Consider the following 21,179-nt stretch of genomic DNA (forward strand, 5'->3'; position numbering starts at 1 on the left):
GTGGCCGGCGCCGAGGAGGTGGCCGACTGCTGGGCAGGGGCAGGGGCAGGGGCAGGGGCAGGGGCAGGGGTTGCGGGTGAGGACGAGCCCGATGCCGGGCCGGACGCCGCTCGCGGGCCCGTGGCGGAGGGTGAAGCGGAAGAGGAAGAGGGACCGGAAGCCGCTGCCGGACCCGGAGTCGGCGCGGATGCCGGGCCGGGAGCCGGTGCCGGACCCGGAGTCGGCGTAGGCGTAGGCGTCGAGGTTCGGTCCGGAGCCGTGGCCGAGCGCGCGACCGAGACCGGAGCGGGGCCCGAGGACGGAGCCGGGCCCGGTGTCCGGACCGCCCCCGTCGACGAGGCCGGAGCCGGAGCCGGAGCCGGAGCCGGAGCCGGAGCCGGAGCCGGAGCCGGGGCCGGGGTGTTCGCGCTGCTCGGCGCCGCGTTCGCCGCTGTCCGGCTCGGCCCGTCCGGGGCCGGTGCGGAGGCCGGTGTGCTGCCGGTGACGGGCGGGAGCGCGGGGGAGGCGGCCGACTTCTGCACCACGGGAGCGTGTCCGGCCGCCGGTGCGGGAGCCCCGGCCGTGTCACGGGCGGTGGCGCTGGAGGACGTACCGCCGGGGGAGGACGAGGACACGGAACGCCGCGCGGCCGCCGGTGCCGTGTCGTTGTGCTGGCTCGGCGCTGCGGCGGGTGCGGTCGGGTTCGGGGCGGACACCGGCGAACTGTTCCCGGCGGGCGCCCTCCGGGCCTCGGGGGCACCGCTGCCCGAAGGGGCGGTGTCCTGCCGGGCGACCGGGAGCGAGCGCCGCTGGACCGCAGGGCCGCTCCGCTGCGCCCGGGTCAGCGATCCCGGGCCGGCCGGTGCGTTCGAGGAGACGGGACGCAGCCGGGGACCGGAGACGGGCAGGGAAGGCGGCGCCGTGGCGGGTCCGGAGGACGGAGGCTGCGGCGACACCACGGGCACGGGGGCGGGCCCGGGCACGGGGGCGGAGGCGGAGGCGGAGTGCGGGGGCGCGGCAGCGGCGGGTGCGGATGCCGGAACCGAGGCCGAGGCCGGGTCGGTGGCTGCCGGTCGTCCCTCGTCGCCCGCCCGCTGCACCGCCGTAGCACCGTCGGCCGACGGCGCCCGGGACGTACCGGAGGACGCGGAAGCGGAACCGGAGGCAGCAGCAGAAGCGGCGGAAGCCGCCGGTGTCTGCGCGGCGGCCGGACGGGACCCCGCGCCGCGCCGCCGCCGTCGGCCCGGACCAGCCCGCTGCACAGCGGGCGCCGGGGCGGCGGGAGTCGCGGGCGCGGGCACGGCGGCGGAAGCCGGGCCGGAGGCGGACGCACCGGAGCCCCCCGGCGCGGAGGCCCCGGCCGAGGGGGAAGCGGAGCTGCCGGGTCGCCCCGGCACAGGAGCGCCCCGGACGGCCGAAGCCGTACGGGGAGACGTGCCGGGCGCCCCCGGCGGGGAACCGGCCGGTGCACCGGCCGAGTTGCCGCCCGGAGCAGCGCCCGGAGCACCCACCGGCGGCACGACCGGCGAGACGACCGAAGCACCGGCCGCGGACGACGGAGAAGACGGAGAAGACACAGACGCAGACGCAGAAGGAGAAGGCGACGTAGCGACGGGCACCCCCGCCGACCGCCCCGCACCGCCCGTCATGGACCCGCCGCGCGCCACGCCCCCCGGCGTGGCGCGCGCGGGCGAACCGGCCGCCGTACGCACCGCACCACCGGCCGCGACCGGCGAAGCGACGGACGCACCGGTCGTACCGGACGTACCGGGCCCACCCGGCCTGCCCGGCCCGCGCAGCCCGCCCGGCGTACGCGGCGGAAGGAACCGCAGCGGTACCGCGGGCGCCCGCTGCGCCACGGGTGACGAACCCGGGGCGGAGGCGGACGGCATGGCGGGCGCGGGGCGTTCCAGGCCGGTCACCGGAGAGGCCGGGACCGGGTGCGCCGCCGGGCCGCCGCCGAGGACGGCGCTGGTGCGGCCGTCCAGGACGGCGTGGGACACCGTCGCCGTGAACGACGGGTTCTGCCAGGTGGGCAGCCGCCCGCCGAACCCGGAGTCGGCCACGCCGCCCGGGTTCGGGCCAAGGGCTCGCTGGATCGCAGGCAGTCCGATCCAGGAGGGCGCCACCGCCGGCCGCGCGTCCGGCGCGGCCGGGGTCTTGTCGGCCGGCGGTGGCGCGGACGGTGCCGCCTGCGCCGCCGTGTCCGCCGCGGCGGTGACGCTCGGCACGCCCTTGCCCGCGCCGTCGCCGTCCGCGGCGGAACGCCGGCCGCGCAGCCGGTCCCGCCGGTCGAGCCGGTCCAGGAATCCCACGTGTCAGCCCTCCGCTCCGGCCCGCGTCACCAGGGACGCGATGGCCTCCGTGTACCGGCGGCGGTCGTGGTGTTCCAGATCCAGGATCTCCTCCAGGCTCCAGTGGAAGTGGTAGGCCACGTACGCGATCTCCTCCTGAAGCCGGTCGGTCGCGTACGTCACGATTCCCCCAGGCGGCTCCCGCCGAGTTCCACCTCGAAGGGCTCCGAGCAGTGCGGGCACCGCACGCCCGCCCTGGTGTGGCCCTCGGCGTTGATCTGCCGGTAGAAGTCCTGGAGGAACGCCAGGTCCGAGGCGAACATGTTCTCCACGATCCCGTCGTGCACCAGCGGCAGCGTGCCGAGCCGGGTGATGACCCGGCCCAGCAGCACCACCGACAGATACGCCGGGTTCTCCTGCACGCGCACGTCCCGCAGCGGGACGAGTTCGTCGCGGGCCGTCGACAGCCGCATCACACCGTCGCGGTGGACGGTGCCCGACTCGTCGACGTACCCGCGGGGCAGCTGGAAGGGGAACTCGGTGCGCAGCGGCTCCTGGAGCAGGGGCTGCTGGGGCGCGGACTGCTGCGGGGCGGGCTGCCGGTCCGGCGGCTGCTGGGCCGCCGGTTCCGGCGCGGGCTCCGCCGCGTCCTGGCCGGCCCACGCGACGGCACCGCCGGTCCGGCCGGCCGTACGCCGCATTATTCGATGACCAGTTCTTCGAACGCGATCGTCACGGTCTCGGTCAGCGCGGCGGCCTCGCCCGCCTTGACCGTGCTCGCGTCGATCTTGCTGCACCAGGCGTTGCGCAGGTGGTAGCGCTTCACCGGGTTGTTCTGGAAGTCCATCATGATGATCGAGGCGTTCTTGCGTGCCGTGGTCATCTGGCCGTTGATGGACTCGTTGATCCACTGGGTGAACGAGGCCGACTGGGTCATACCGCGGACGACCGTGCAGGTGCCGTTCTTCTTCACACCCGGCAGGTTCTTGACCACGTTCTGGCCGTTGGGGGTGTTCTGCTGGTAGGTGATGACGTCCTGCTCGATGCTCAGGCCGCTGACCTCGGCCAGGTACTCGACCATGACGCCGTCGATCTGGAGGCCGAAATTATGTGAGGTGAGGGCGTCACCCGGCTGGAGACTCATGTGTTCGCTGTCCTTGGAAGGGTGTGGAAGACGGGCTGGCGGCGGGGCGCGGGCGGTGCCGCGTCCTACTCCTCCAGCTCCCCGCTGCCGCTGGAGAACTGGGCCAGCCGGAAGATCACGAACTCGGCGGGCTTGACCGGCGCGATGCCGATCTCGCAGATGACGCGGCCGACGTCCACCGACTCCGGAGGGTTGGTCTCCTCGTCACACTTGACGTAGTAGGCCTCCTCGGGGCGCTGGCCGAACAGGGCGCCGTTGCGCCACTCGTTGACCAGGAACGCCGAGATGTTCCGCCGGATCCGGGCCCACAGGGCGTGGTCGTTCGGTTCGAACACCACCCACTGGGTGCCGATGAGGATGGACTCCTCCAGGTAGTTGAAGTACCTGCGGATGTTGAGGTAGCGCCACGCCGGGTCGGAGGAGAGGGTGCGGGCACCCCAGACGCGGATGCCCCGGCCGGGGAACGCGCGGATGCAGTTGACGCCGATCGGGTTGAGCAGGTCCTGCTCACCGCGGGTGATCTGGGTCTCCAGGTCCACCGCACCGCGCACGACCTCGTTGGCGGGCGCCTTGTGCACACCGCGCTCGGAGTCGTTGCGGGCCCAGACACCGGAGACATGGCCGCTCGGCGGGATCAGCCGGGTCTGGCCGCTGGCCGGGTCGAACGTCTTGATCCACGGGTAGTACAGGGCCGCGTACTTGGAGTCGTAACCGGCCGTCTCCTGGCGCCACACCCGGATCTGACGGGCGTTCAGGCCGGGCGGCGGGTCGATGACGGCGACGCGGTCGCCCATCAGCTCGCAGTGCGCGATCAGCCCGAGCTGGACCGCCTTGACGGCCTCCAGGTCGATCGCGCCGCGCTGGTAGGCGGCCATCAGGTCGGGCACCGCGACCATGGAGATCTCGTCGACGGCCTCCAGGCCGCCGAAGCCGGTGCGGTCGGCCGAGTCGCCGAGGTACTGGGCCGGGCCCGGGTGGGGCGCGACGGCCTCCTGGGCCTCGGGCACGACGGGAGCCGGAGCGGCCGGCGGGGCCGGGAGGGCCACCGTCTGGTTCTCCGGGCGGACCAGCTGCGCGGCCGGCGCGGCCTCGGCCACGGTGATGAGCTTGGAGCGCTCCTTCACCTGGGTGACCACGTAGTTGCGGCCGCCCTTCTTGGCGGTCACGTCGAAGGTCTCCACGGCCTTGTCGCCGTCCTTGACGACGAGCCGGAAGCGCTCGGCGGGGCCCTCGCCCTCGGGGTCGGCGACCTCGACGCTCAGGCCGCCCTTGCCGCCGGAGGCGAGGGCGGTCACGGTGAACGTGCCGAGCTGGCGCGGCTCACCGGCGGTCAGCGCGGCCGGAGCGGCGGAACCGCTCACCGCGGCGGGCACCTGGCCGTTGCGGGCCACGGCACCGCCGGAGGCGTCCTCGGCGGAACCGCCGACCCGCACGACATAGGCGGCGGTGCCGCCGTTCTGGAAGAACCCGTAGACCGAGTGGGCGAGGTAGTACCCGTCGGTGAACTCGCCGAAGGACGCGACGTACTGACTCCAGTTGGTCACCAGGGTCGGCTCGTTCAGCGGCCCGGCCGGCGCGAGGCCCACGAAGGCCGCCACCGAGGTGCCCACCCCTTCGATCGGACGGGAACCGCTGGCCACCTCCTCGACGTAGACGCCGGGCGACAGGTAGGACGGCATGCTCTGCTCTCCTCGGGGTACGAGACAGGAACGGGATCCAGCCTCACGCGCGAAGCGCGCTGGCCGAAACGTCCTGGGGTACCTCTTCGCGGGCACCCCGGTTGCCCCGACGGGCAGCCCGGCTTCCCCGCGTGCCCGCACGGCCCGGCCCGCTGCCCGCGCGACTGCCCCCATGTCCCTTCCGGCCTCCCGCGCGCGCGGGCGACGCTGGTGTCCGCCGACGGCGGAGGGGAGCGCGCGGTGCGCGTGCGTGACGTACGGGACGCGCGAGTACGGCATGTGCCGTACGGACGCGGGACGTACGGCAGGACACGACGGCGGGGCGGACCGCCGGGACCGCCTCTCCCGGAACACGGAATCCGGAACCCACCGGGTCACCGGGTCACCGGGTCACCGGACCACCGGGCCCTCCGCAGACCGGCAGCCGTGTCGTCCGCCGACGGCGCCCTCGTCGAGTACCACGCCACCGAGATCCCGGAGCAGTGACCTGACAGATGAGCCTTTGGACCTCTCTGGAACCCGCCTCCGCGACCGTCGACCCGGGTGGCAGCACACGCGTGCGGCTGCGGTTGCGCAACACCGGTGACGTCGTCGACGAGTACCGCTTCGAGCCCGTCGGCGACCTCTCGCCCTGGACGGTCGTGGAGCCGCAGACGCTCCGGCTCTACCCGGGCACGACCGGCACGGTGGAGCTGACCTTCTCGCCGCCCCGCACCCCCGACGCCACCGCGGGACCGAACCCGTACGCGGTGCGCATCACGCCCACCGAGCACCCCGAGGCGGTCACCGTCCCCGAGGGCAACCTGACCATCACGCCCTTCACGGAGGTGCGGGCCGAACTGGTCCCGGCCACCGTCAAGGGCCGCTTCCGCGGCCGCCCCCGCCTCGCCGTCGACAACCTCGGCAACACCAAGGTCACCGCCTCCGTCAGCGGCAGCGACACCGGCGACCAGCTCTCCTACGACCTGCACCCGAGCAATGTGCAGATCGAGCCGGGCCGGGCCGCGTTCGTCAAGGCCACCCTCAAGCCGCGGAAGATCATCTGGTTCGGGCCCAAGGAGCGGCGGCCCTACACCCTGGCCGTGCAGCGGTCCGGGGCGACGCCGGTGCCCGTGGAGGGCACCTACCTCCAGCGCGGTTTCCTGCCCCGCTGGCTCGCCACCTTCTTCGGGGTGCTGCTCGCGCTGAGCGTCACCTTCGTGATGCTCTGGATCGCCTACAAGCCGGCGGTGCGGAGCGGGGCCACGGAGAAGGTCGCCGAGGCGGGCACCACCCTGGCGCCCAGCCCGTCGACGGCCCCGGCCCTGTCGCCCGCGCCGCCGCCCCCGCAGCCCTCGGTGCCGCAGCAGCCGACGCAGCCCCAGGAGACCGGTGGCGCCAAGGGCGGCGACAGCGGCGGTGGCGGCGGCGCGCCGCAGAAGAAGAAGCCGAAGGGCCCGGTCCTCAAGAACGTCCTGCTGTACAACATCACGACGAAGAAGTGCGCGGACATCCCCGGCTACGACAAGGGCGAGTCGGCCGGCCCGGTGCGCGAGTACAGCTGCGACGGGACCTCGAACGACAACCAGCTGTGGGACTTCGAGATGCGGTACCCCAAGGGCGGTCCCGGCGGTGTGCCCCTCTACCAGATCCGCAACGTCAAGGACAGGTTCTGCATGGACCTGACCGGCTATGGGGCGGTCGACCTGAGGTCCCCCGTGATGGAGTACACCTGCGACGGCACCACGTCCGACAACCAGTTGTTCTGGCTGGACAAGCAGGAGGACGGGGCCTACTGGATCCGCAACGCCGCCAGCGACAACATGTGTCTCGACGTTGGCGGCTCCGGTGACGGCGGCAACGACACCCCGCTGCTGGTCTTCCGTTGCTCCCTCACCGACGACCACCTGTGGCTGATCAAGCCGCAGAAGCCGGACGGCGAGTGACGAAGAGGCAGCCAGGTACGGGGAAGGGGGGTGGACCCGCGGGTCCACCCCCCTTCCCCGTGTACGGAGCTACCAGGAGCCCTCGTCCGGCAGCAGCCGGCCCGCCTTGCGGTACTCGCGGCGGGCGCCCTCCAGCACGTCGGCCGAGGTGACCTGGCCGTCCCGGCCGGCGGCGAGATAGGCGGCGGTCACCACCGCGCTGCGGATCGAGCCGCCCGCCAGCTCGAAGTCGCCCGCCACCCGGTCGAGTTCGACGCCCTCGGCGCACGGCACGTGGGACAGGCTGTGCCGCCACAGGGCCAGACGCTGGCGCGGGTCGGGGAACGGGAAGTCGACGACCAGGTCCAGGCGGCGGGTGAACGCCTCGTCGATGTTGGCGCGCAGGTTCGTGGTGAGCAGGGCGATGCCGTCGAAGGACTCCAGCCGCTGGAGCAGATAGGCGCTCTCCATGTTGGCGTACCGGTCGTGCGAGTCCTTCACCTCGGACCGCTTGCCGAACACCGCGTCGGCCTCGTCGAAGAGCAGCACCGCGTCGGTGCGGTCGGCCTCGGCGAAGATCCGCTCCAGGTTCTTCTCCGTCTCGCCGACGAACTTGTCGACCACCGAGGACAACTGCACGACATAGAGGTCCAGGCCCAGTTCGGCGGCGACGACCTCGGCCGAGAGCGTCTTGCCGGTGCCGGACTCGCCCGCGAACAGACCGAGCACGCCCCGGCCGCGCCCGCCGCCCGCGCTGAGCCGCCAGTCCCCGAGCACCCGGTCGCGGTGCCGGGCGCGCAGGGCCAGTTCGTGCAGCTGGGTCAGCGGGCGCTCGGGCAGCACCAGGTCGGTCCAGTCGACGGCGGGCCGGATCCGGCGGGCGTGCCGCTCCAGACCGGACGCCGACTGGCGGCGCGCGGCGACCCGCAGATGCGCGGCGGTCAGCGGCGTACCGTCGAAGACGGCGAGGGCCTTCGCCGCGCGGGCCGCGCGCGCGATCCGGTCGGCCGCCAGGTGGTACGGCGCCACGGTCGCGGCCAGGTCGAAGCCCGGCTCCTCGCCCAGCGCCGCCGCCCAGGCGCGCACCGCCCCGGCCCGGTGTCCGGGCACGTCCAGGACGAGCGGGTCGGCGGCGCCGTGCTCCGACCAGTGCGGGTCGTAGGGCTGGGAGCCGGTGATCAGTACGGGTACGTCGGTGGCCGAGGTCAGCTCCCGTACCAGGTGGGCGGGGTGCTCGGGCAGCGCGGAGACCACGACAGCGGAGCCGCTGAGCCGGGCCTCGCGCAGCAGGGCGGGCACCAGGTCCTCGGGCCCGGCGAAGTGCAGGGCGGCCAGGCCCGCCGTGCTCAGGGCGGTGGCGGCGCAGGTGAGCGCCTCGCCCTCGCGGCCCTCGCGCAGATACACGGTGGGCGGCGCACCGGTGCTCAGCCGGGCGGCCAGCCGCCGGGCGAAGCCGGTGAACTCCGTGCCCTCGCCGCCCTCGCCGCCCTCACCACCCTCTATGCCCTCTTCGGCGTTGCCGTCCCGGTCGTCCCCGTCGGTGGCGGCCGGGGCCGCCGGGGGCAGCGCGCGCAACTGGCCGGCGAGCGCGGCGTCCGGGGTGTCGTCGCCCAGGAGATGGGACACCAGCCGGTCCGGCACGCGCAACGACCGGCTGAGGAAGGGGCGTTCGGGCTCCTCCACGGTGAGCAGGCCGAGCGCGGACAGCGGGGCCCCGGGGTGCAGCCGGGCCCGCGCGGACGCCGAGTGGACGGGGACACCGCACAGGTCGAGGGCGAGAGCGACGGTGGCGCGGCGGCGGCTCACGTCGTCGTTGAGGTAGCCGTAGAGCGGTTCGAAGGAGCGGTCCAGGTCGGGGGCGAGGGCGACGAGGAGCAGGGCGGTGTCCAGCTCGCCGAGCCCGAGCCGCGCGGCCAGCCGGGCCAGCCGGTCGTCCCGGCCCCCGGGGCCGGACCGGCCGCCGGGGCCGCCGGGGCCGTCCGGGCAGTAGGGACTGTCCGGGCCGCCGTCCGTGAGCGCCGGGGCGGCGGAGCCGTCGCCGTGGGCGTCCGCGGGCTCCGCCGCCGGAGGGGCCGGGTGCAGCAGGTGCCGTACCGCGTCCTGCGACAGGTACAGGCCGCGCAGCGGGTCGTCGGCCGTGGGATCGTCGGCGGAGCGCCGGCCCACCAGCAGGGCGACCCGGTCGCGCAGCGCGGCCAGCCGGGTGAGGAGCGCGTCGGCGGGAGCCACCGCCGTGAGCGTGTCCGCCGGGTCCGTCACGGTCACAGCGCGCCGCCCGTCCCGCGGCCGCGCCGGGCGGCCCGGCGCGCGTCACGGACGGCGGCGACCTGGCGCGGCCGGTGGGCGCGTTCCTCGGGCCCGGTCGGGGTGTCGTCCAGGGTGCGGACACGGACCGCGGCGCCCTCGGTGACCGGCGGCCCGGCGTCGTACTCGGGGTACGCGGGGAACGGCGCGGTGATCACCACGTCCAGGGACGGCTTGAGCTCACCGCCGAGCGCGGACCAGATCTCGGCGAGCGAGCGGGACTCGGTCTGGGTGCCGGCCACCGACACGGGGACGGACATGCCCAGGGCGCCCAGCGCGCCGGGGAGTTCGCCGGGCGCGAGCACCTCGCGCGGGATCAGGGTGGCCAGCGCCGCGGACAGCAGCCGGTGTTCGTCCTGCGGCTGCCGGGTCCACGCGGTCACCAGGTACGACAGCCGGAACCAGCGCGGCGGCTGACGCCGTTTGACGACCACGTCCCTCTCGTCGTACACCGGGACATGGCCGCGCTGACGGCGGTTCACGTCCTCCCGGATGTCGTACAGATACGCGTTGATCGTGGGCGCGTTGCGCCGGGCGGCCCAGTCCCGGGTGGGCGCGTCGAGCACCACGTCGATGCCGGAACCGGCCAGCGCGCCGCCTCCGAGCAGGGATTTGAGGACCTCGTCCACCTCGTGGATCACCGTCGTGCTCCTGCCCTGCCGTGCTCGCTCGTGCTCGGTCGCGCGTGACCCGTGCCCGGGTCCCGCCCGGGAGGCCGTTGTCCGGCCCGGCCCGCCCGGCGGCCGCCGGGGTCCGATCCTGCCGTGCGCCCCGGGCCGCGGCGCAGGCGTGCCGGGGCCGGGGCCGGGGCAGAGCGCGCTGCCCCGGGGGCCGGTCCGGGCTGCCTGTTCGGTCAGATGTAGCCTTCCCGGAGGGCATGGGCCACGGCATGCGCGCGATTGCGCAGATGCAACCGGGTGGTCAGCCCGTGGATGACGTTCTTGACGGTCCGTTCGGAGTAGGACAACTTGCCGGCGATCTCCCCGGTGTCGAGCCCCTCGGCGACCAGACGCAGTACGTCGACCTCGCGCGGTGTGAGCCCGGAGCCGGGCGCACCCGGCCGGCCGGCCGCGTTGCGGTGCAAGGTGCCCACCTGGTCGATGAGCCGGCCGAGCAGATCGGCGGGCAGGTCGCCCTCGCCGCGGGCGGCGGCCAGCACGGCCTGCACCAGGCGGTGCGCACCGGCCTCGTGGCGCCACACGATGGCGCCCACCCCGCACTCGATCACATCGAGCAGTTCGGCCTCGCGCAGCGTGCTGACGACGAGCACCGCCCGCGCGCCCTCGCTGCGCACCACCCGGCGCAGCCGGGTCAGCGCGGCCTCGTCGAGCATGTCGTCCACGAGCAGCGCCACCGTGCCGGGACCCGAACCGGCCTCGTCCCGCAACTCGACCTCGGGGAACCGGCGCAGCTGGCTCAGCACCCCCTCGCGCAGGATCGGGTCCGTGGCGTGCACGGCGACCGGGATGCGGTCTGCGGTACCGGCCGAGCCGGGGCGCGTGGTCCGCGATGAGCTGAGCAACGGTTTCCCCTATGTGCACGGGCCCGTCACCTCTGTGGGGGCGGTGGCGGGCGTGTGCTGTTCACACTCCTGCCGGGGGAGTGCCCCGCGCAATCGTGGAGCACCACGAGCCGGACCACGAGAACAGCCTTATGTACACCACGAGGGTGACCGTCCGTCCGGTTCCGTCGGCCCGCCGGACGGCCTTGGTGGGACTTGTCACGTCACCGAGGGCCCCTGGGGACCGTCCTCGTGTGCGGAGGTCGTCATGTCCGAGCGAGGAGGCAGGAATGACAGGGATGGCAGGGGTGCCGGGACCGGGGCGGGACCGTCCGTGCGGCCGGCTGCGCGCACGCCCGACCGATCACCTCGTGGAGCGCGACCGCCCCGCCGGCCTTCCGGCGGACCCCGCGACCGGTGGCGGCGGCGCGGCTCCGGCCGACCGGACGGCCGCGCGGGCCGCTGACCGTCCGGCCGCCCGGCTGCCCGAACAGCCCCCCGCGCACCTGCCCGGACAGCCCCCGGGGAATCTGCCCGGCCGGTCCCCGGCCGAGCTGCCCGGCCGTCCCCTCACGGAGCTGCCCGGCCGGTCCCCGGCCCCGTCGCCCGGCCGCGCCGTCGAGCGCGTACCCGAGCAGACGTCCGGTGACGACATGCGGTACCGGGCGGCTGACGACGCGTCGGGTCCCGTCTTCGGCCGTGCCTCGGGCCGCCCCGCCGGGCCCGCGTCCGATCCGGCCTCCGGTCCTGCGCCGGGACGGCCCGCCGACCGGGTGGCGGCGCAGTCGGCGGAGCACCTGTTCGCGCTGCTCTCGGCGCGGGTGCCCGGCCAGTACTCCTCCGGCCGCGGGGCCGAGCGGTCTCCCGGCGGCCCCGCCGCCCGGACCGGGGACCGGGGCGGCGACCGGGGCGGGGAGCACCCGTGCGCCGCGCCCTCCGGGCACCCGGCCGACCGGCCCGGCGGCCCGGCCGACCGGCCCGGCGGCCCGGCCGTCCGGCCCTCGGGGCACGTCTTCGCCGATCAGCCCGTCCGGCCGGGGTGCGAACTGCCGCCGGAGCACCGGGAGGCCGCCGCGCTGCTGGCCGACGGCGCCGAGCGGGCCCGGTCCGGGATGGGCGGCCTGGTGCTGCTGCGCGGCGCCACCGGCACCGGCCGCACCACCGTCCTGGAGGCCGCCGCCCGGGACGCGGCGGCGCACGGCATGCGGGTGCTGCGCGCCCGCTGCGCCCCCGGGGACGGCACCGTCCCGTACGCCACCGCGCTCCAGCTCCTCGGCCCCGTACCCGGACTCGGCGGTCCCGGCGAACCGGGGGCGCCCGGCGGCCCCGGCGCGGCCGGGGACGAGCGCGAGCCGGCCGAACTGCTGCGCCGCGCCCTGCACGCGTACGCCGCCCGGTCGCCGGTGCTGATCGCCGTGGACGACGTCCACCTCGCGGACGGCCACTCCCACCGCTGGCTGGTGGAGACCGCCCGGCACCTGGACCGGTTAGCCCTGCCGGTCCTGCTGGCCGTCACCGAACGCAGCCAGTACGACGTCGACACACCCCGGCCGGGCTTCACGCACACCCTCTCGCCCGCGCTGACCCGCACCCACACCCTCGCCCCGCTCACCCCGGGGGCGGCGGGTGCGCTGGTGCGTGCCAGGTTCCCGGCGGCCACCCGCACCTGGGCCGAGAACTGCGTACGGGCGGGCGCGGGCAGCCCGCTGCTGCTGCGCGCCCTCCTGGACGACCTCGGCGACCCGGCGCGGCACCCGATCGTGCCCGAGACGGCGGCGGCGCTCTACCCGGGCGCCTACCAGGCGGCCGTCTCGTGGTGGCTGGACAGCGCCGGGTCCGGCACCGCCGAGGTGGCGCGCATCCTCGCCGTCCTCGACGACGGCTGGAGCCGCCCGGGGGCGGCGGGCGGCGCGGACCGGCCGGGCCCGGGGGCCGCCGACGCGCCCGGCGTCCGGCCCGCCGCGGTGCCCGGACCGCGGGCCGCCGACGGCCCGGCCGTGCTGCTCGCCGAACTGTCCGGCGCCGACCCGGTCCGGGTGACGGGCTGGCTCACCGCCATGACCGGCCTCGGACTGCTGCGCACCGGCCCCGGCGGGCGGCCCCGCTACGCCCACCCCCTGCTGCGGGACGCGGTGCTCACCGGCGTGCCCGAGTCCCGGCGGCGGGCCACGCACCTGGCGGCGGCCCAGGCGATGCTGCACCGCGGCGCGTCCGCCGAGACGGTGGCCCGGCATCTGCTCCTGGCCGGGCCGGTCGGCGCCTCCTGGACGGCGGGCGTGCTCCAGGACGCGGCGTCGCTGGCGCTGCGCGAGGGCCGGCCGCAGGACGCCATGGCGTTCCTGCGCCGGGCCCTGGACGAGCCGCTGCCCGGCGCGCGCCGGCAGCGGCTGCTGACCGAGCTGGGCTCCCTGGAGTGCGCCGCGCACGAGTCCGCTGCCGGGATCCCCCGGCTCACCGAGGCGTTCGGCCTGCCGGGCGGCCCGCAGGACCGGGTGCGCGCCGCCGTCGCCCTGGGCACCGCGCTCGCCGGGAGCGGCCGTCCCCGGGCCGCCGTGGAGGTGCTGTGCACGGCGGTCGGGCAGCTCCCGGACCGGCCGGAGCTGGTGGCCGCCCTGCACAGCGCCTCCGCGCTGCTGTCCGACCGGGACCAGACGGTCCGCCGCGAGGTGTACCGGCTGCTGCGCGACACCGCCGAGCGCTCGTCCGAGCCGGTCGGCACCGTCGTACGGGCGCTGTTCGTGCGGCACGCGGCCACCGCCGGGCGCACCTCGGCCGCCGACGCCATGCGGCGGGTGCGCGAACTGCTGGCCGAGCCCGCCGATCCGCTGACCGAGCCGTTCCTGCTGGGCACGACCGCCGCGGTCGCCCAGTGGGCCGACGAACTCGACGAGGCGGACCGGCTGGTGGACCGCGGTCTGGCCGGGCAGCGGCCCGGACTGCTGCACCCCATGCACGAGGCGCTGCTCAACACCCGGGCCGACGTCGCGGCGGCGCGCGGCACCCACGGGCGGCTCCCGGCCGAGCCGCCCGGCGTGCATGTCACCGGGCCCGGCAACATCCACGCGCACATCCTGCTCGCCCTGGTCGAGCAGGGCCGCACGGCCGAGGCACGCCGCCTGGCGGACGGCTTCGACCTGCGGACCGTGCCCGGCTCCTGGGAGCTGAACCGGTTCCTGTACGCCCGGGGCGTGCAGCGCGCCGCCGCCGGGGACACCGCCGGGGCGCTGCACGACTTCCTGGAGTGCGGCCGCCGCCAGTCGGCCCGGGAGGTGATCAGCCCCGTCGTCACCCCGTGGCGTTCGGCCGCCGCCGAGTGCAGGCTGGCCCTCGGCAGCCCGCTGGAGGCGCTCGAACTGGCCGAGGAGGAACTGCGGTTGGCCCGCGTCTGGGGCACCCCGCGCACGATCGGCCGGTCGCTGCGCGTGCTGGGCGCGGTCACCGGCGGGCGCCGGGGCCTGGAGCTGGCGGAGGAGGCCGTACATCTGCTGCGGCAGGCGCCGCCCGGGGCCGCGCCGGAACTGGTCTCCGCGCTCCTCGCCCAGGGGCGGCAGCTCACCGCCGCCGGGGAACTCGTCCGCGCCCGTGCCTGTCTGCGCGAGGCCGCCGAACGCGCCGAACGCCTGGGCGCGCCCCGGCTGTGGACGCTCACCGAGCAGGCGCTGCGCGCGGGCGGCGCGCGCCGCACCGCCGGGGCCCGCACCGGCTCCGGTTCGCTCACCGGCAGCGAGCGCCGCATCGCCCAACTGGCCGCCGACGGACGGACGAACACGGAGATCGCGGCCCTGCTGCATCTGGCCCGGCGCACCGTGGAGACCCATCTGACGAGCACCTACAAGAAGCTGGGCATCAGGCGGCGCGGCCAGCTGCGGGAGGCGATGGCGGGGGAGTGACCCTCTTTTTGAACACGTTCAACAGGCGGCGTACGCTCCTCCCATGAGCGACAGAGCCGCCCTGCTCAAGGGCATCCGCGTCCGGCTGGTTCTCTTCGTCGTCTGCCTGGTCCTCAGCGGGGCCACGGCCTTCCCGCTCGTCCACGAACTGCACGGGCTGGAGAGCCTGTTGCGCGCGCTGTCCGTGCCCGAGCACCTGCCCGCCCTCATGGAGTGGATCGAGCGGGTGCGGCGCGGGCTCGACACCGCCGACGCCGACTATCCGTTCCTGCTGTACGGCACGGACTGGCTGGCCTTCGCGCACCTGGTCATCGCGGTCGCCTTCTACGGCCCCTACCGCGACCCGGTGCGCAACATCTGGGTCGTGGAGTTCGGGATGATCGCGTGCGTGGGCATCGTCCCGCTGGCCCTGGTCTGCGGGCCGCTGCGCGGCATCCCGCTGTGGTGGTCGGTGATCGACATGTCCTTCGGCGTGTTCGGGATCCTTCCGCTGTACGACGTGCACCGGCGCATCCGGCGCCTGGAGTCGCTGAGCGTGAACCCGCCGGTACGGGCGGCCATCTGACGGTCCGTCGGCGGAACGGCGGAAGAACCTGTGGCCAGAGGAGCGATTATCCGTAACTGATCCTGGGCAATGCTCTCCAAGCCATCGCGTGTGATCTTCACGGGCTCTCCGGATCCCGGCCACGGAGCATCACGTGCCACGCCCAACAGGAAGGAGTCAGCCATGAAGCTGCTCTTCGCCGTCCGCAACAAGGTCTCGGCCCGCAAGAGCCTCAAGGCGAGCGCCTGGTACATCTGGTACTGACCGGCCCCGCCCGCCCCCGCCGGGCGGAACCGGGACATCGTTGTCCTGCGCGCGGCCTGTGCCCGCGCGCCCGGACCGCGCTGCCCCACCGCCCGGCGGGGGCGACCCCGGCCTCCCTTTCGCTGCCCCTTCGCTTCGGCTTCGTCCGCACCGCCGCCGCGCCCCTCCCGCCGGAGAAACCCCATGCCCCTGTCGTCCGTGCCGCGCACCCGCACCACCGTCTTCGCCCCCCGGCTGGCCGCCCTCCTCGACGACCACCTGGGCCAGGACGTCTTCCGGCTCGAACCCGACACGGTCGGGGTCGCCGGACCCGAGGTCGCGGACCGGATCCTCGCGGCCCGGCGCGCCACGGAGACCGAACGCCCCACGTTCAAGCCGCTGCACGGCCGGTCGATCTCCCGCACCGAGGCGTCCTCGGTGACCCGCACCATCGGCAGCGACGTCCGCGAGGCCCTGAAGCGGCCGCTGCCCGAACACGTCGACCTGACCGGCCCCTGGCCCCTGACCGGCCACCTCTTCCTGCGCGACCTGATCCTCGGTCAGGACCCGTACCGGCTGCGCCTGCTGATGAGCCGCAACCTCGAACTGACCACCAAGCTCACCTGGTCCGTCATCGCGCTCGGCGCCGCGCTCCCCGGCTGGCCGCGCCCCGGCACCGGCCGGCTCACCGCGCTGGGGGAGCGGGCCGCGAGTGCCACCGGCTACCAGGAACGCCGGTACGCGATGGGCATGTACCGCAGGGCCGCCGCCCCGGTGTGCTTCACCATCTCCACGCTGGTGGCCAACGCCCTCTGGCTCGGCCATCCCTTCGCCGAGGGCATGTCCAACCGCAACATCATCCACGAGTCCCTGCGCCTGCTGCCGCCCTCGTGGAACATCCTGCGCAACGCCTCACCGGAGTACCCCGCCCTGGACGACCGGATCGGCGCGGGTGACGACGTCCTGCTGCTGCCGCTGCTCTCGCACCGCGACCCCGCCCTGTGGGACGAGCCCGACGCCTTCCGCCCCGAGCGCTGGGACACCCTCGACCCGGACACCGCACCGGGCTACCTGCCCTTCGGCCACTCCTCCGAACGCTGCTGGGGGCGGCACATGGTCATGCCCCTCGCCGAGCTCCTCCTGGACCTCGTGCGCGGCGCCGGCCTCGTCGTCGACCCCGCCCAGCACACCGGCCACGTACCGCTGCTGGGACTGCTGGGCGTGGCGGACGTACGCCTGGTCAAGCCGTCCTGACCCGCCGCGGCCGGGCCGCGCCCGTCACCGGCCGCGCGGCCCGCGCAGCAGGTCGACGCGGTTGGTCGTGATCGAGTCGACGCCGATGCCGAGCAGCCTGCGCTGGCTGCGGCGGGTGTCGGGGGTCCACACGGACACCAGGCGGCCGCCGCGGTGCACGCGCTCCACCAGCTCGCGGTCCACCAGGCCGAAGCGGTAGTTCAGCCACCTGGGCCGCACCGCCTCCAGCACCCCGGCCCGCGGCGGGGCGAGCGACGTCCAGGTCAGGGCGATCTCGGCGGACGGGTCGGCCGCGCGTACCGCGAGCATCGCCTCGGCGCCCGCGCAGTAGTACACCCGGTCCTCGGCCCCGCAGTCGCGGACCGCACCGACGATCCGCGCCACCGCCCGCGCGCTCGGGCCGCCCGGCAGGTCGATCATCACCCGGCCGCCCTCCGTCGCCGCGAGCGCGTCGGCGAGCGGCGGCACCCCGCCGCCGGTCAGCTCGCGCACCTCGTCCGCGGTCAGCGACCGCAGCGGCCGGTCGTGCCCCCACAGCCGACCGAGCGTCTCGTCGTGCAGCAGCACGGGCACGCCGTCCCGGGTCAGCCGTACGTCGATCTCGACCGCGTCCGCGCCCCGGGCGAGCGCGGAGCGGAGCGAGTCGAGGGTGTTCTCACGGAAGCGATAGGGGTCGCCGCGGTGCGCCACGGCGGTCACGGTCTGCATGGCCCCATTGTCCCCGGTCAGGGCGCGAGCCACCGCGCGGTGTAGGCGTCGATCTCCTCGGCGATCCGCGTCTTGCCCGCCTCGTCGAGGAAGGAGGCGTGCACCGCGTTCTTGGCCAGCTCCGCGATGCCGCGCTCGTCCAGGCCGAGGAGCCGGGCCGCCACCGCGTACTCGGAGTTGAGGTCGGTGCCGAACATCGGCGGGTCGTCGGAGTTGACCGTGACCAGGACACCGGCCCGCACGAACTCCTTGATCGGGTGCTCGTCCAGGGTGCGCACCGCCCGGGTGGCGATGTTGGAGGTCGGGCACACCTCCAGCGGGATCCGGTGCTCGGCCAGGTGCGCGAGCAGCTTCGGGTCCTGGGCCGCGCTGGTGCCGTGGCCGATCCGCTCGGCCCGCAGCTCGGTCAGCGCGTCCCACACCGTCCCGGGCCCGGTGGTCTCCCCGGCGTGCGGCACGGAGTGCAGCCCGGCGGCGACGGCCCGGTCGAAGTACGGCTTGAACTGCGGCCGCGGCACCCCGATCTCGGGCCCGCCGAGCCCGAACGACACCAGTCCCTCGGGCCGCAGCCGGTCGTCGGTGGCCAGGCGCAGCGTCTCGTCGGCCGAGACCAGGCCGGCCTCGCCGGGAATGTCGAAGCACCAGCGCAGCACGGTCCCGAAGTCGGCCTCGGCCGCCTTGCGGGCGTCCTCGATCGCGTCCATGAAGGCCCGCTCGTCGATGCCGCGCCGGGTGGACGAGAACGGCGTGATGGTCAGTTCCGCGTACCGCACCTGCTGGCAGGCCATGTCCCGGGCCACCTCGTAGGTGAGCAGCCGGACGTCCTCCGGGGTGCGGATCAGGTCGACGACCGACAGATAGACCTGGATGAAGTGGGCGAAGTCCGTGAACGTGAAGTAGTCGGCCAGCGCCTCGGGGTCGGTGGGCACCTCGGAGTCGGGGTGGCGGGCGGCCAGTTCCGAGACGATCCGCGGGGAGGCGGAGCCGACGTGGTGCACATGCAGTTCGGCCTTGGGCAGTCCGGCGATGAACGCGTGCGGATCGCGGGGTGCGCGCTGGTCGGTCAAGGTGTCCCTCCCCGGGAACGGCACCGGCGGCCTCCGGTGCGGGGCGCGGTGCGGGTGATCGGCTGATCGATGAGCACGGCCATCGTAGGCGGACGCGCGGACGGCGTGCCCTGCGGATCCGGACGGGGAGGGGGCAAGCGCGGTGCGTGGGGTGCGGGGCGTGGGGCGTGAGGTGTGGGGCGTGAGGTGTGGGGTCCGGGGCGCGGCGCGGGGGCCGACCGTGCGGAGCCGCGTGGTGCGTGCCGCGCGGGGGCGGGCATGATCCGCCGGACCGGCTGTCGGTGGCAGGCCGTAGCATGGCGGGACGATCGACCGAGGGGGACTCGACAGCATGACGGACGCGACACGGGCGGGCGGCGACGCCGGATCCGGCGACAACCCGTGGGCGCCGCCCGAGAGCGGCCCTTCCCTGGAGAAGCGGCCGCCCGAGGCCGAGCAGCCCCCGGCGCCCGCGCCGCCCGTGCACGACCAGGCCACCGTGGCGGCGATGCCGCCGCCCGGATTCCCGCCGCCCGCGCCGCCCGCTCCGGCGGACGCCGTGCCGCCCGCCTTCCCGCCGCCCGGCCAGGGCGGCCCGGCGGACGTGCCGCCCGCGCCCGCCGGTGACTTCCCCGTGCCGCCGCCGCCCGTCGCGCCCACCGGTCCCGCGCCCGCCGCCGGCCCCGGCGGCTACGGCTACCCCGGCTACCCGGCGCAGCCCGCCTACCCCGGCTACCCGGGCTACGGCTGGCCCGGTGTGCACCCGGCCCCGCAGAACGGCCTGGGGGTCGCCGCGCTGGTGCTCGGCATCCTGTCCTGCTGCCTGTTCTGCCTCTACGGCGTGGTCTCCCTGGTGCTCGGCATCCTCGCCGTGGTCTTCGGTGTCAAGGGGCGCCGCCGGGCCGACCGGGGCGAGGCGAACAACCGCGGCCAGGCCCAGGCCGGGTTCATCACCGGCGTCATCGGCATCGTCCTCGGCGTCGCGGTGATCGTCCTGCTGATCATCGGCATCTCGGTCGCCGTCCACAACTCCGACGACTCGGACCCGTACTACTACGACGGCGCCCTCCGGCCGGCCGCCACGGTCCTCGCCGACCGCTGATCCCCGGCCCCGACGCGATCCGGTCCCGGGGGCGCGGCGGGGCGCCCGGCCCGGTCCGGCTCGGTCGCGGGACGGTCTTCGCCGACCCCGCCCACCGCGTGGATCAAGGGCATTACGATGCCTTGACTGTCAACGGAGGGGAATCCAGCCATGTCCAACACCCAGCCCGCACCAGATGGTTTCGGGCCGCCGCAGCAGCCCCCGCAGCCGCCGCAGCAGCCGGGGGTGCCGCCCCAGCCCCCGCAGCAGCCCGCGCCGGGCTACGGCTACCCGCAGTCGAACCCGGACTACGGCTACCCGCAGTCGGCCCCGGGCTACCCGGCCGCGCCGCCGGTGGGCTACCCGCAGGCCTATCCGCAGGCCCCCGGTTACGGCATGCCCATGCAGCCGAGCAACGGCATGGGCACCACGGGCCTGGTCCTGGGCATCATCGGCGTGGTGTGCAGCCTGACGTTCTTCCTGTGGTTCTTCGGGATCGTCCTGGGCATCCTCGGGATCATCTTCGGCGCCATCGGGCGGGGCAAGGCCAACCGCGGGGAGGCCACCAACAAGGGCGCCGCCACGGGCGGCCTGGTCTGCGGCATCATCGCCACGGTGGTCCTGCCGCTGCTGGGTCTGCTGATCTTCGCCAGCATCATGGGCGGCGCCAGCACCTTCTGACGGCATCCGCCGCACGGCGCGGGCCGGCCACCACGACCGGCCGGCCCCGCCCCGGCACCCGGGCCCCGCCCCGGCACCCGGGCCCCGCCCGTGCCCGCATCCGCGCCTCACCGGGCCCGCGCTCGCCCGCCGCACGCTCGCCCCGGCGCCCGCGCCCGCGCCCGCGCCCGCGTCCACCCCGCCCCGGACACCGGCCTCCGCCCCGGCCCAGGCGCCCCGGTCCAGCCCCCCCGGCGCCTAAGCTCCGGCCCCCGTCCGCAGCCGCTCCCGCGCCGCCATCAGCGCGAAGCCCAGCAGATTCGGCCCCCGCCAGCGCTCCGGGTCGGACGCCGCCTCGTCGGCCGCGGCGAGACCGATGCCCCACACCCGGTCCACCGGGGACGCCTCCACCAGCACCCGGTCGCCCGTCGCGAGCAGGAAGTCCCGCAGCGCGGGATGGGCGGCGAACTTGTGGATGCTGCCCTCCACCACGATCCCGAAGCGCTCCCGCGCCCATATCGCGTCGTCGAAGCCGCGCACCAGCCGTCCGGCCTTCTTCGCCTGCGAGGGATGCCCGGCGGCCAGCACCCGCCGCTCGCCCTCCGCGTCACCGAAGAGCCGGGCCTTGCCCGCCATCATCCAGTGCTCGGCGGTCGCGTACGCCACGCCGTCCACGGTGAACGGCGACGGCCACCACTGGCTGAGGCAGCTCGCCCCGACCCGGCCGTCCGGGTGCGGACGGTGTCCCCAGAAGTGCAGGTACTTGATCACCGCCCCCGTCCGGACCGCGCTGACCAGGGCTTCCCGCGAACCGATCTCCACCATGCACGCGAGTGTGGCACGCACCACTGACACTCCGTCCCGCCTTTTCCGTGCCGACTCGACACCTGGTCGACAGATTCCGTCGCGTAACCAAAAGGCAACTACGGAATCACTTGTTGGCGACCC

At 75.3% G+C, this 21,179-nt stretch carries 17 protein-coding genes; 7 read left to right on the forward strand and 10 right to left on the reverse strand.

The window, feature by feature from the left end:
* Positions 1-2,297 precede the first annotated feature (2,297 nt).
* The 4 genes from ACWDYF_RS24460 to ACWDYF_RS24475 all read right to left on the reverse strand — a co-directional run bounded on the left by ACWDYF_RS24460 (position 2,298) and on the right by ACWDYF_RS24475 (position 5,096).
* Complete coding sequence (locus ACWDYF_RS24460; protein ID WP_018568006.1) at positions 2,298-2,456, reverse strand: DUF6760 family protein; 159 nt, start codon at positions 2,454-2,456, stop codon at positions 2,298-2,300.
* The gene (locus ACWDYF_RS24465) at positions 2,453-2,974 is read right to left on the reverse strand and encodes a hypothetical protein (protein ID WP_381741264.1); all 522 of its coding nucleotides are present in this window, start codon (positions 2,972-2,974) and stop codon (positions 2,453-2,455) included. Before ACWDYF_RS24465 ends, ACWDYF_RS24460 begins: the two co-directional genes overlap by 4 nt.
* Complete coding sequence (locus ACWDYF_RS24470; RefSeq protein WP_381741265.1) at positions 2,974-3,417, reverse strand: phage tail protein; 444 nt, start codon at positions 3,415-3,417, stop codon at positions 2,974-2,976. The genes ACWDYF_RS24465 and ACWDYF_RS24470 overlap by 1 nt, the downstream gene beginning before the upstream one ends.
* Positions 3,418-3,482: 65 nt before the next feature.
* Positions 3,483-5,096, reverse strand: coding sequence for a phage tail sheath family protein (locus tag ACWDYF_RS24475; protein ID WP_381741266.1), 1,614 nt, complete (start codon positions 5,094-5,096; stop codon positions 3,483-3,485).
* A 494-nt stretch (positions 5,097-5,590) separates the two neighbouring features.
* Here ACWDYF_RS24475 and ACWDYF_RS24480 point away from each other — a divergent pair, with 494 nt between their 5' ends.
* Positions 5,591-7,021, forward strand: a complete 1,431-nt coding sequence (locus ACWDYF_RS24480; RefSeq protein WP_381741268.1) for an RICIN domain-containing protein — start codon at positions 5,591-5,593, stop codon at positions 7,019-7,021.
* Between the two features lie 69 nt (positions 7,022-7,090).
* Here ACWDYF_RS24480 and ACWDYF_RS24485 read toward each other — a convergent pair whose 3' ends face one another.
* The 3 genes from ACWDYF_RS24485 to ACWDYF_RS24495 form a co-directional block, all read right to left on the reverse strand.
* Positions 7,091-9,265: an ATP-binding protein gene (locus tag ACWDYF_RS24485; RefSeq protein ID WP_389473258.1), complete on the reverse strand. Its 2,175-nt coding sequence runs from the start codon at positions 9,263-9,265 to the stop codon at positions 7,091-7,093.
* Entirely contained in the window at positions 9,262-9,945 is a 684-nt protein-coding gene (locus ACWDYF_RS24490) for a DUF4255 domain-containing protein (protein ID WP_018568013.1), read from the reverse strand. Before ACWDYF_RS24490 ends, ACWDYF_RS24485 begins: the two co-directional genes overlap by 4 nt.
* A gap of 212 nt (positions 9,946-10,157) precedes the next feature.
* The gene (locus ACWDYF_RS24495) at positions 10,158-10,826 is read right to left on the reverse strand and encodes a response regulator transcription factor (protein WP_018568014.1); all 669 of its coding nucleotides are present in this window, start codon (positions 10,824-10,826) and stop codon (positions 10,158-10,160) included.
* Between the two features lie 1,025 nt (positions 10,827-11,851).
* Between ACWDYF_RS24495 and ACWDYF_RS24500 the strand changes: the two genes are divergently transcribed.
* The 4 genes from ACWDYF_RS24500 (at position 11,852) to ACWDYF_RS24515 (ending at position 16,736) form a co-directional block, all read left to right on the forward strand.
* Positions 11,852-14,695 carry an AAA family ATPase gene (locus ACWDYF_RS24500; protein WP_389473358.1) on the forward strand — a complete coding sequence of 948 codons (2,844 nt, stop codon included), beginning with the start codon at positions 11,852-11,854 and terminating at the stop codon, positions 14,693-14,695.
* Between the two features lie 43 nt (positions 14,696-14,738).
* Positions 14,739-15,260 carry a hypothetical protein gene (locus ACWDYF_RS24505; RefSeq protein ID WP_389473260.1) on the forward strand — a complete coding sequence of 174 codons (522 nt, stop codon included), beginning with the start codon at positions 14,739-14,741 and terminating at the stop codon, positions 15,258-15,260.
* A gap of 90 nt (positions 15,261-15,350) precedes the next feature.
* Positions 15,351-15,503, forward strand: a complete 153-nt coding sequence (locus ACWDYF_RS24510) for a tryptorubin family RiPP precursor (RefSeq protein ID WP_158679200.1) — start codon at positions 15,351-15,353, stop codon at positions 15,501-15,503.
* Between the two features lie 183 nt (positions 15,504-15,686).
* Positions 15,687-16,736: a cytochrome P450 gene (locus ACWDYF_RS24515; protein WP_018568017.1), complete on the forward strand. Its 1,050-nt coding sequence runs from the start codon at positions 15,687-15,689 to the stop codon at positions 16,734-16,736.
* A gap of 24 nt (positions 16,737-16,760) precedes the next feature.
* Here the strand turns inward: ACWDYF_RS24515 and ACWDYF_RS24520 are convergent, their stop codons facing one another.
* Entirely contained in the window at positions 16,761-17,444 is a 684-nt protein-coding gene (locus tag ACWDYF_RS24520; RefSeq protein ID WP_389473263.1) for a glycerophosphodiester phosphodiesterase, read from the reverse strand.
* Positions 17,445-17,461: 17 nt separating this feature from the next.
* Positions 17,462-18,511, reverse strand: coding sequence for an adenosine deaminase (locus tag ACWDYF_RS24525; protein ID WP_389473265.1), 1,050 nt, complete (start codon positions 18,509-18,511; stop codon positions 17,462-17,464).
* Positions 18,512-18,842: 331 nt separating this feature from the next.
* On the opposite strand from ACWDYF_RS24525, the gene ACWDYF_RS24530 reads away from it, so the two are divergent.
* Both ACWDYF_RS24530 and ACWDYF_RS24535 read left to right on the forward strand, forming a co-directional pair.
* Positions 18,843-19,592 carry a DUF4190 domain-containing protein gene (locus ACWDYF_RS24530; protein WP_389473267.1) on the forward strand — a complete coding sequence of 250 codons (750 nt, stop codon included), beginning with the start codon at positions 18,843-18,845 and terminating at the stop codon, positions 19,590-19,592.
* 150 nt (positions 19,593-19,742) lie between these two features.
* The gene (locus ACWDYF_RS24535; protein WP_389473269.1) at positions 19,743-20,252 is read left to right on the forward strand and encodes a DUF4190 domain-containing protein; all 510 of its coding nucleotides are present in this window, start codon (positions 19,743-19,745) and stop codon (positions 20,250-20,252) included.
* A 237-nt stretch (positions 20,253-20,489) separates the two neighbouring features.
* Here ACWDYF_RS24535 and ACWDYF_RS24540 read toward each other — a convergent pair whose 3' ends face one another.
* Complete coding sequence (locus tag ACWDYF_RS24540) at positions 20,490-21,056, reverse strand: NADAR family protein (protein WP_389473271.1); 567 nt, start codon at positions 21,054-21,056, stop codon at positions 20,490-20,492.
* Positions 21,057-21,179 lie beyond the last annotated feature (123 nt).

Source organism: Streptomyces sp. NPDC003284 (assembly GCF_053589675.1).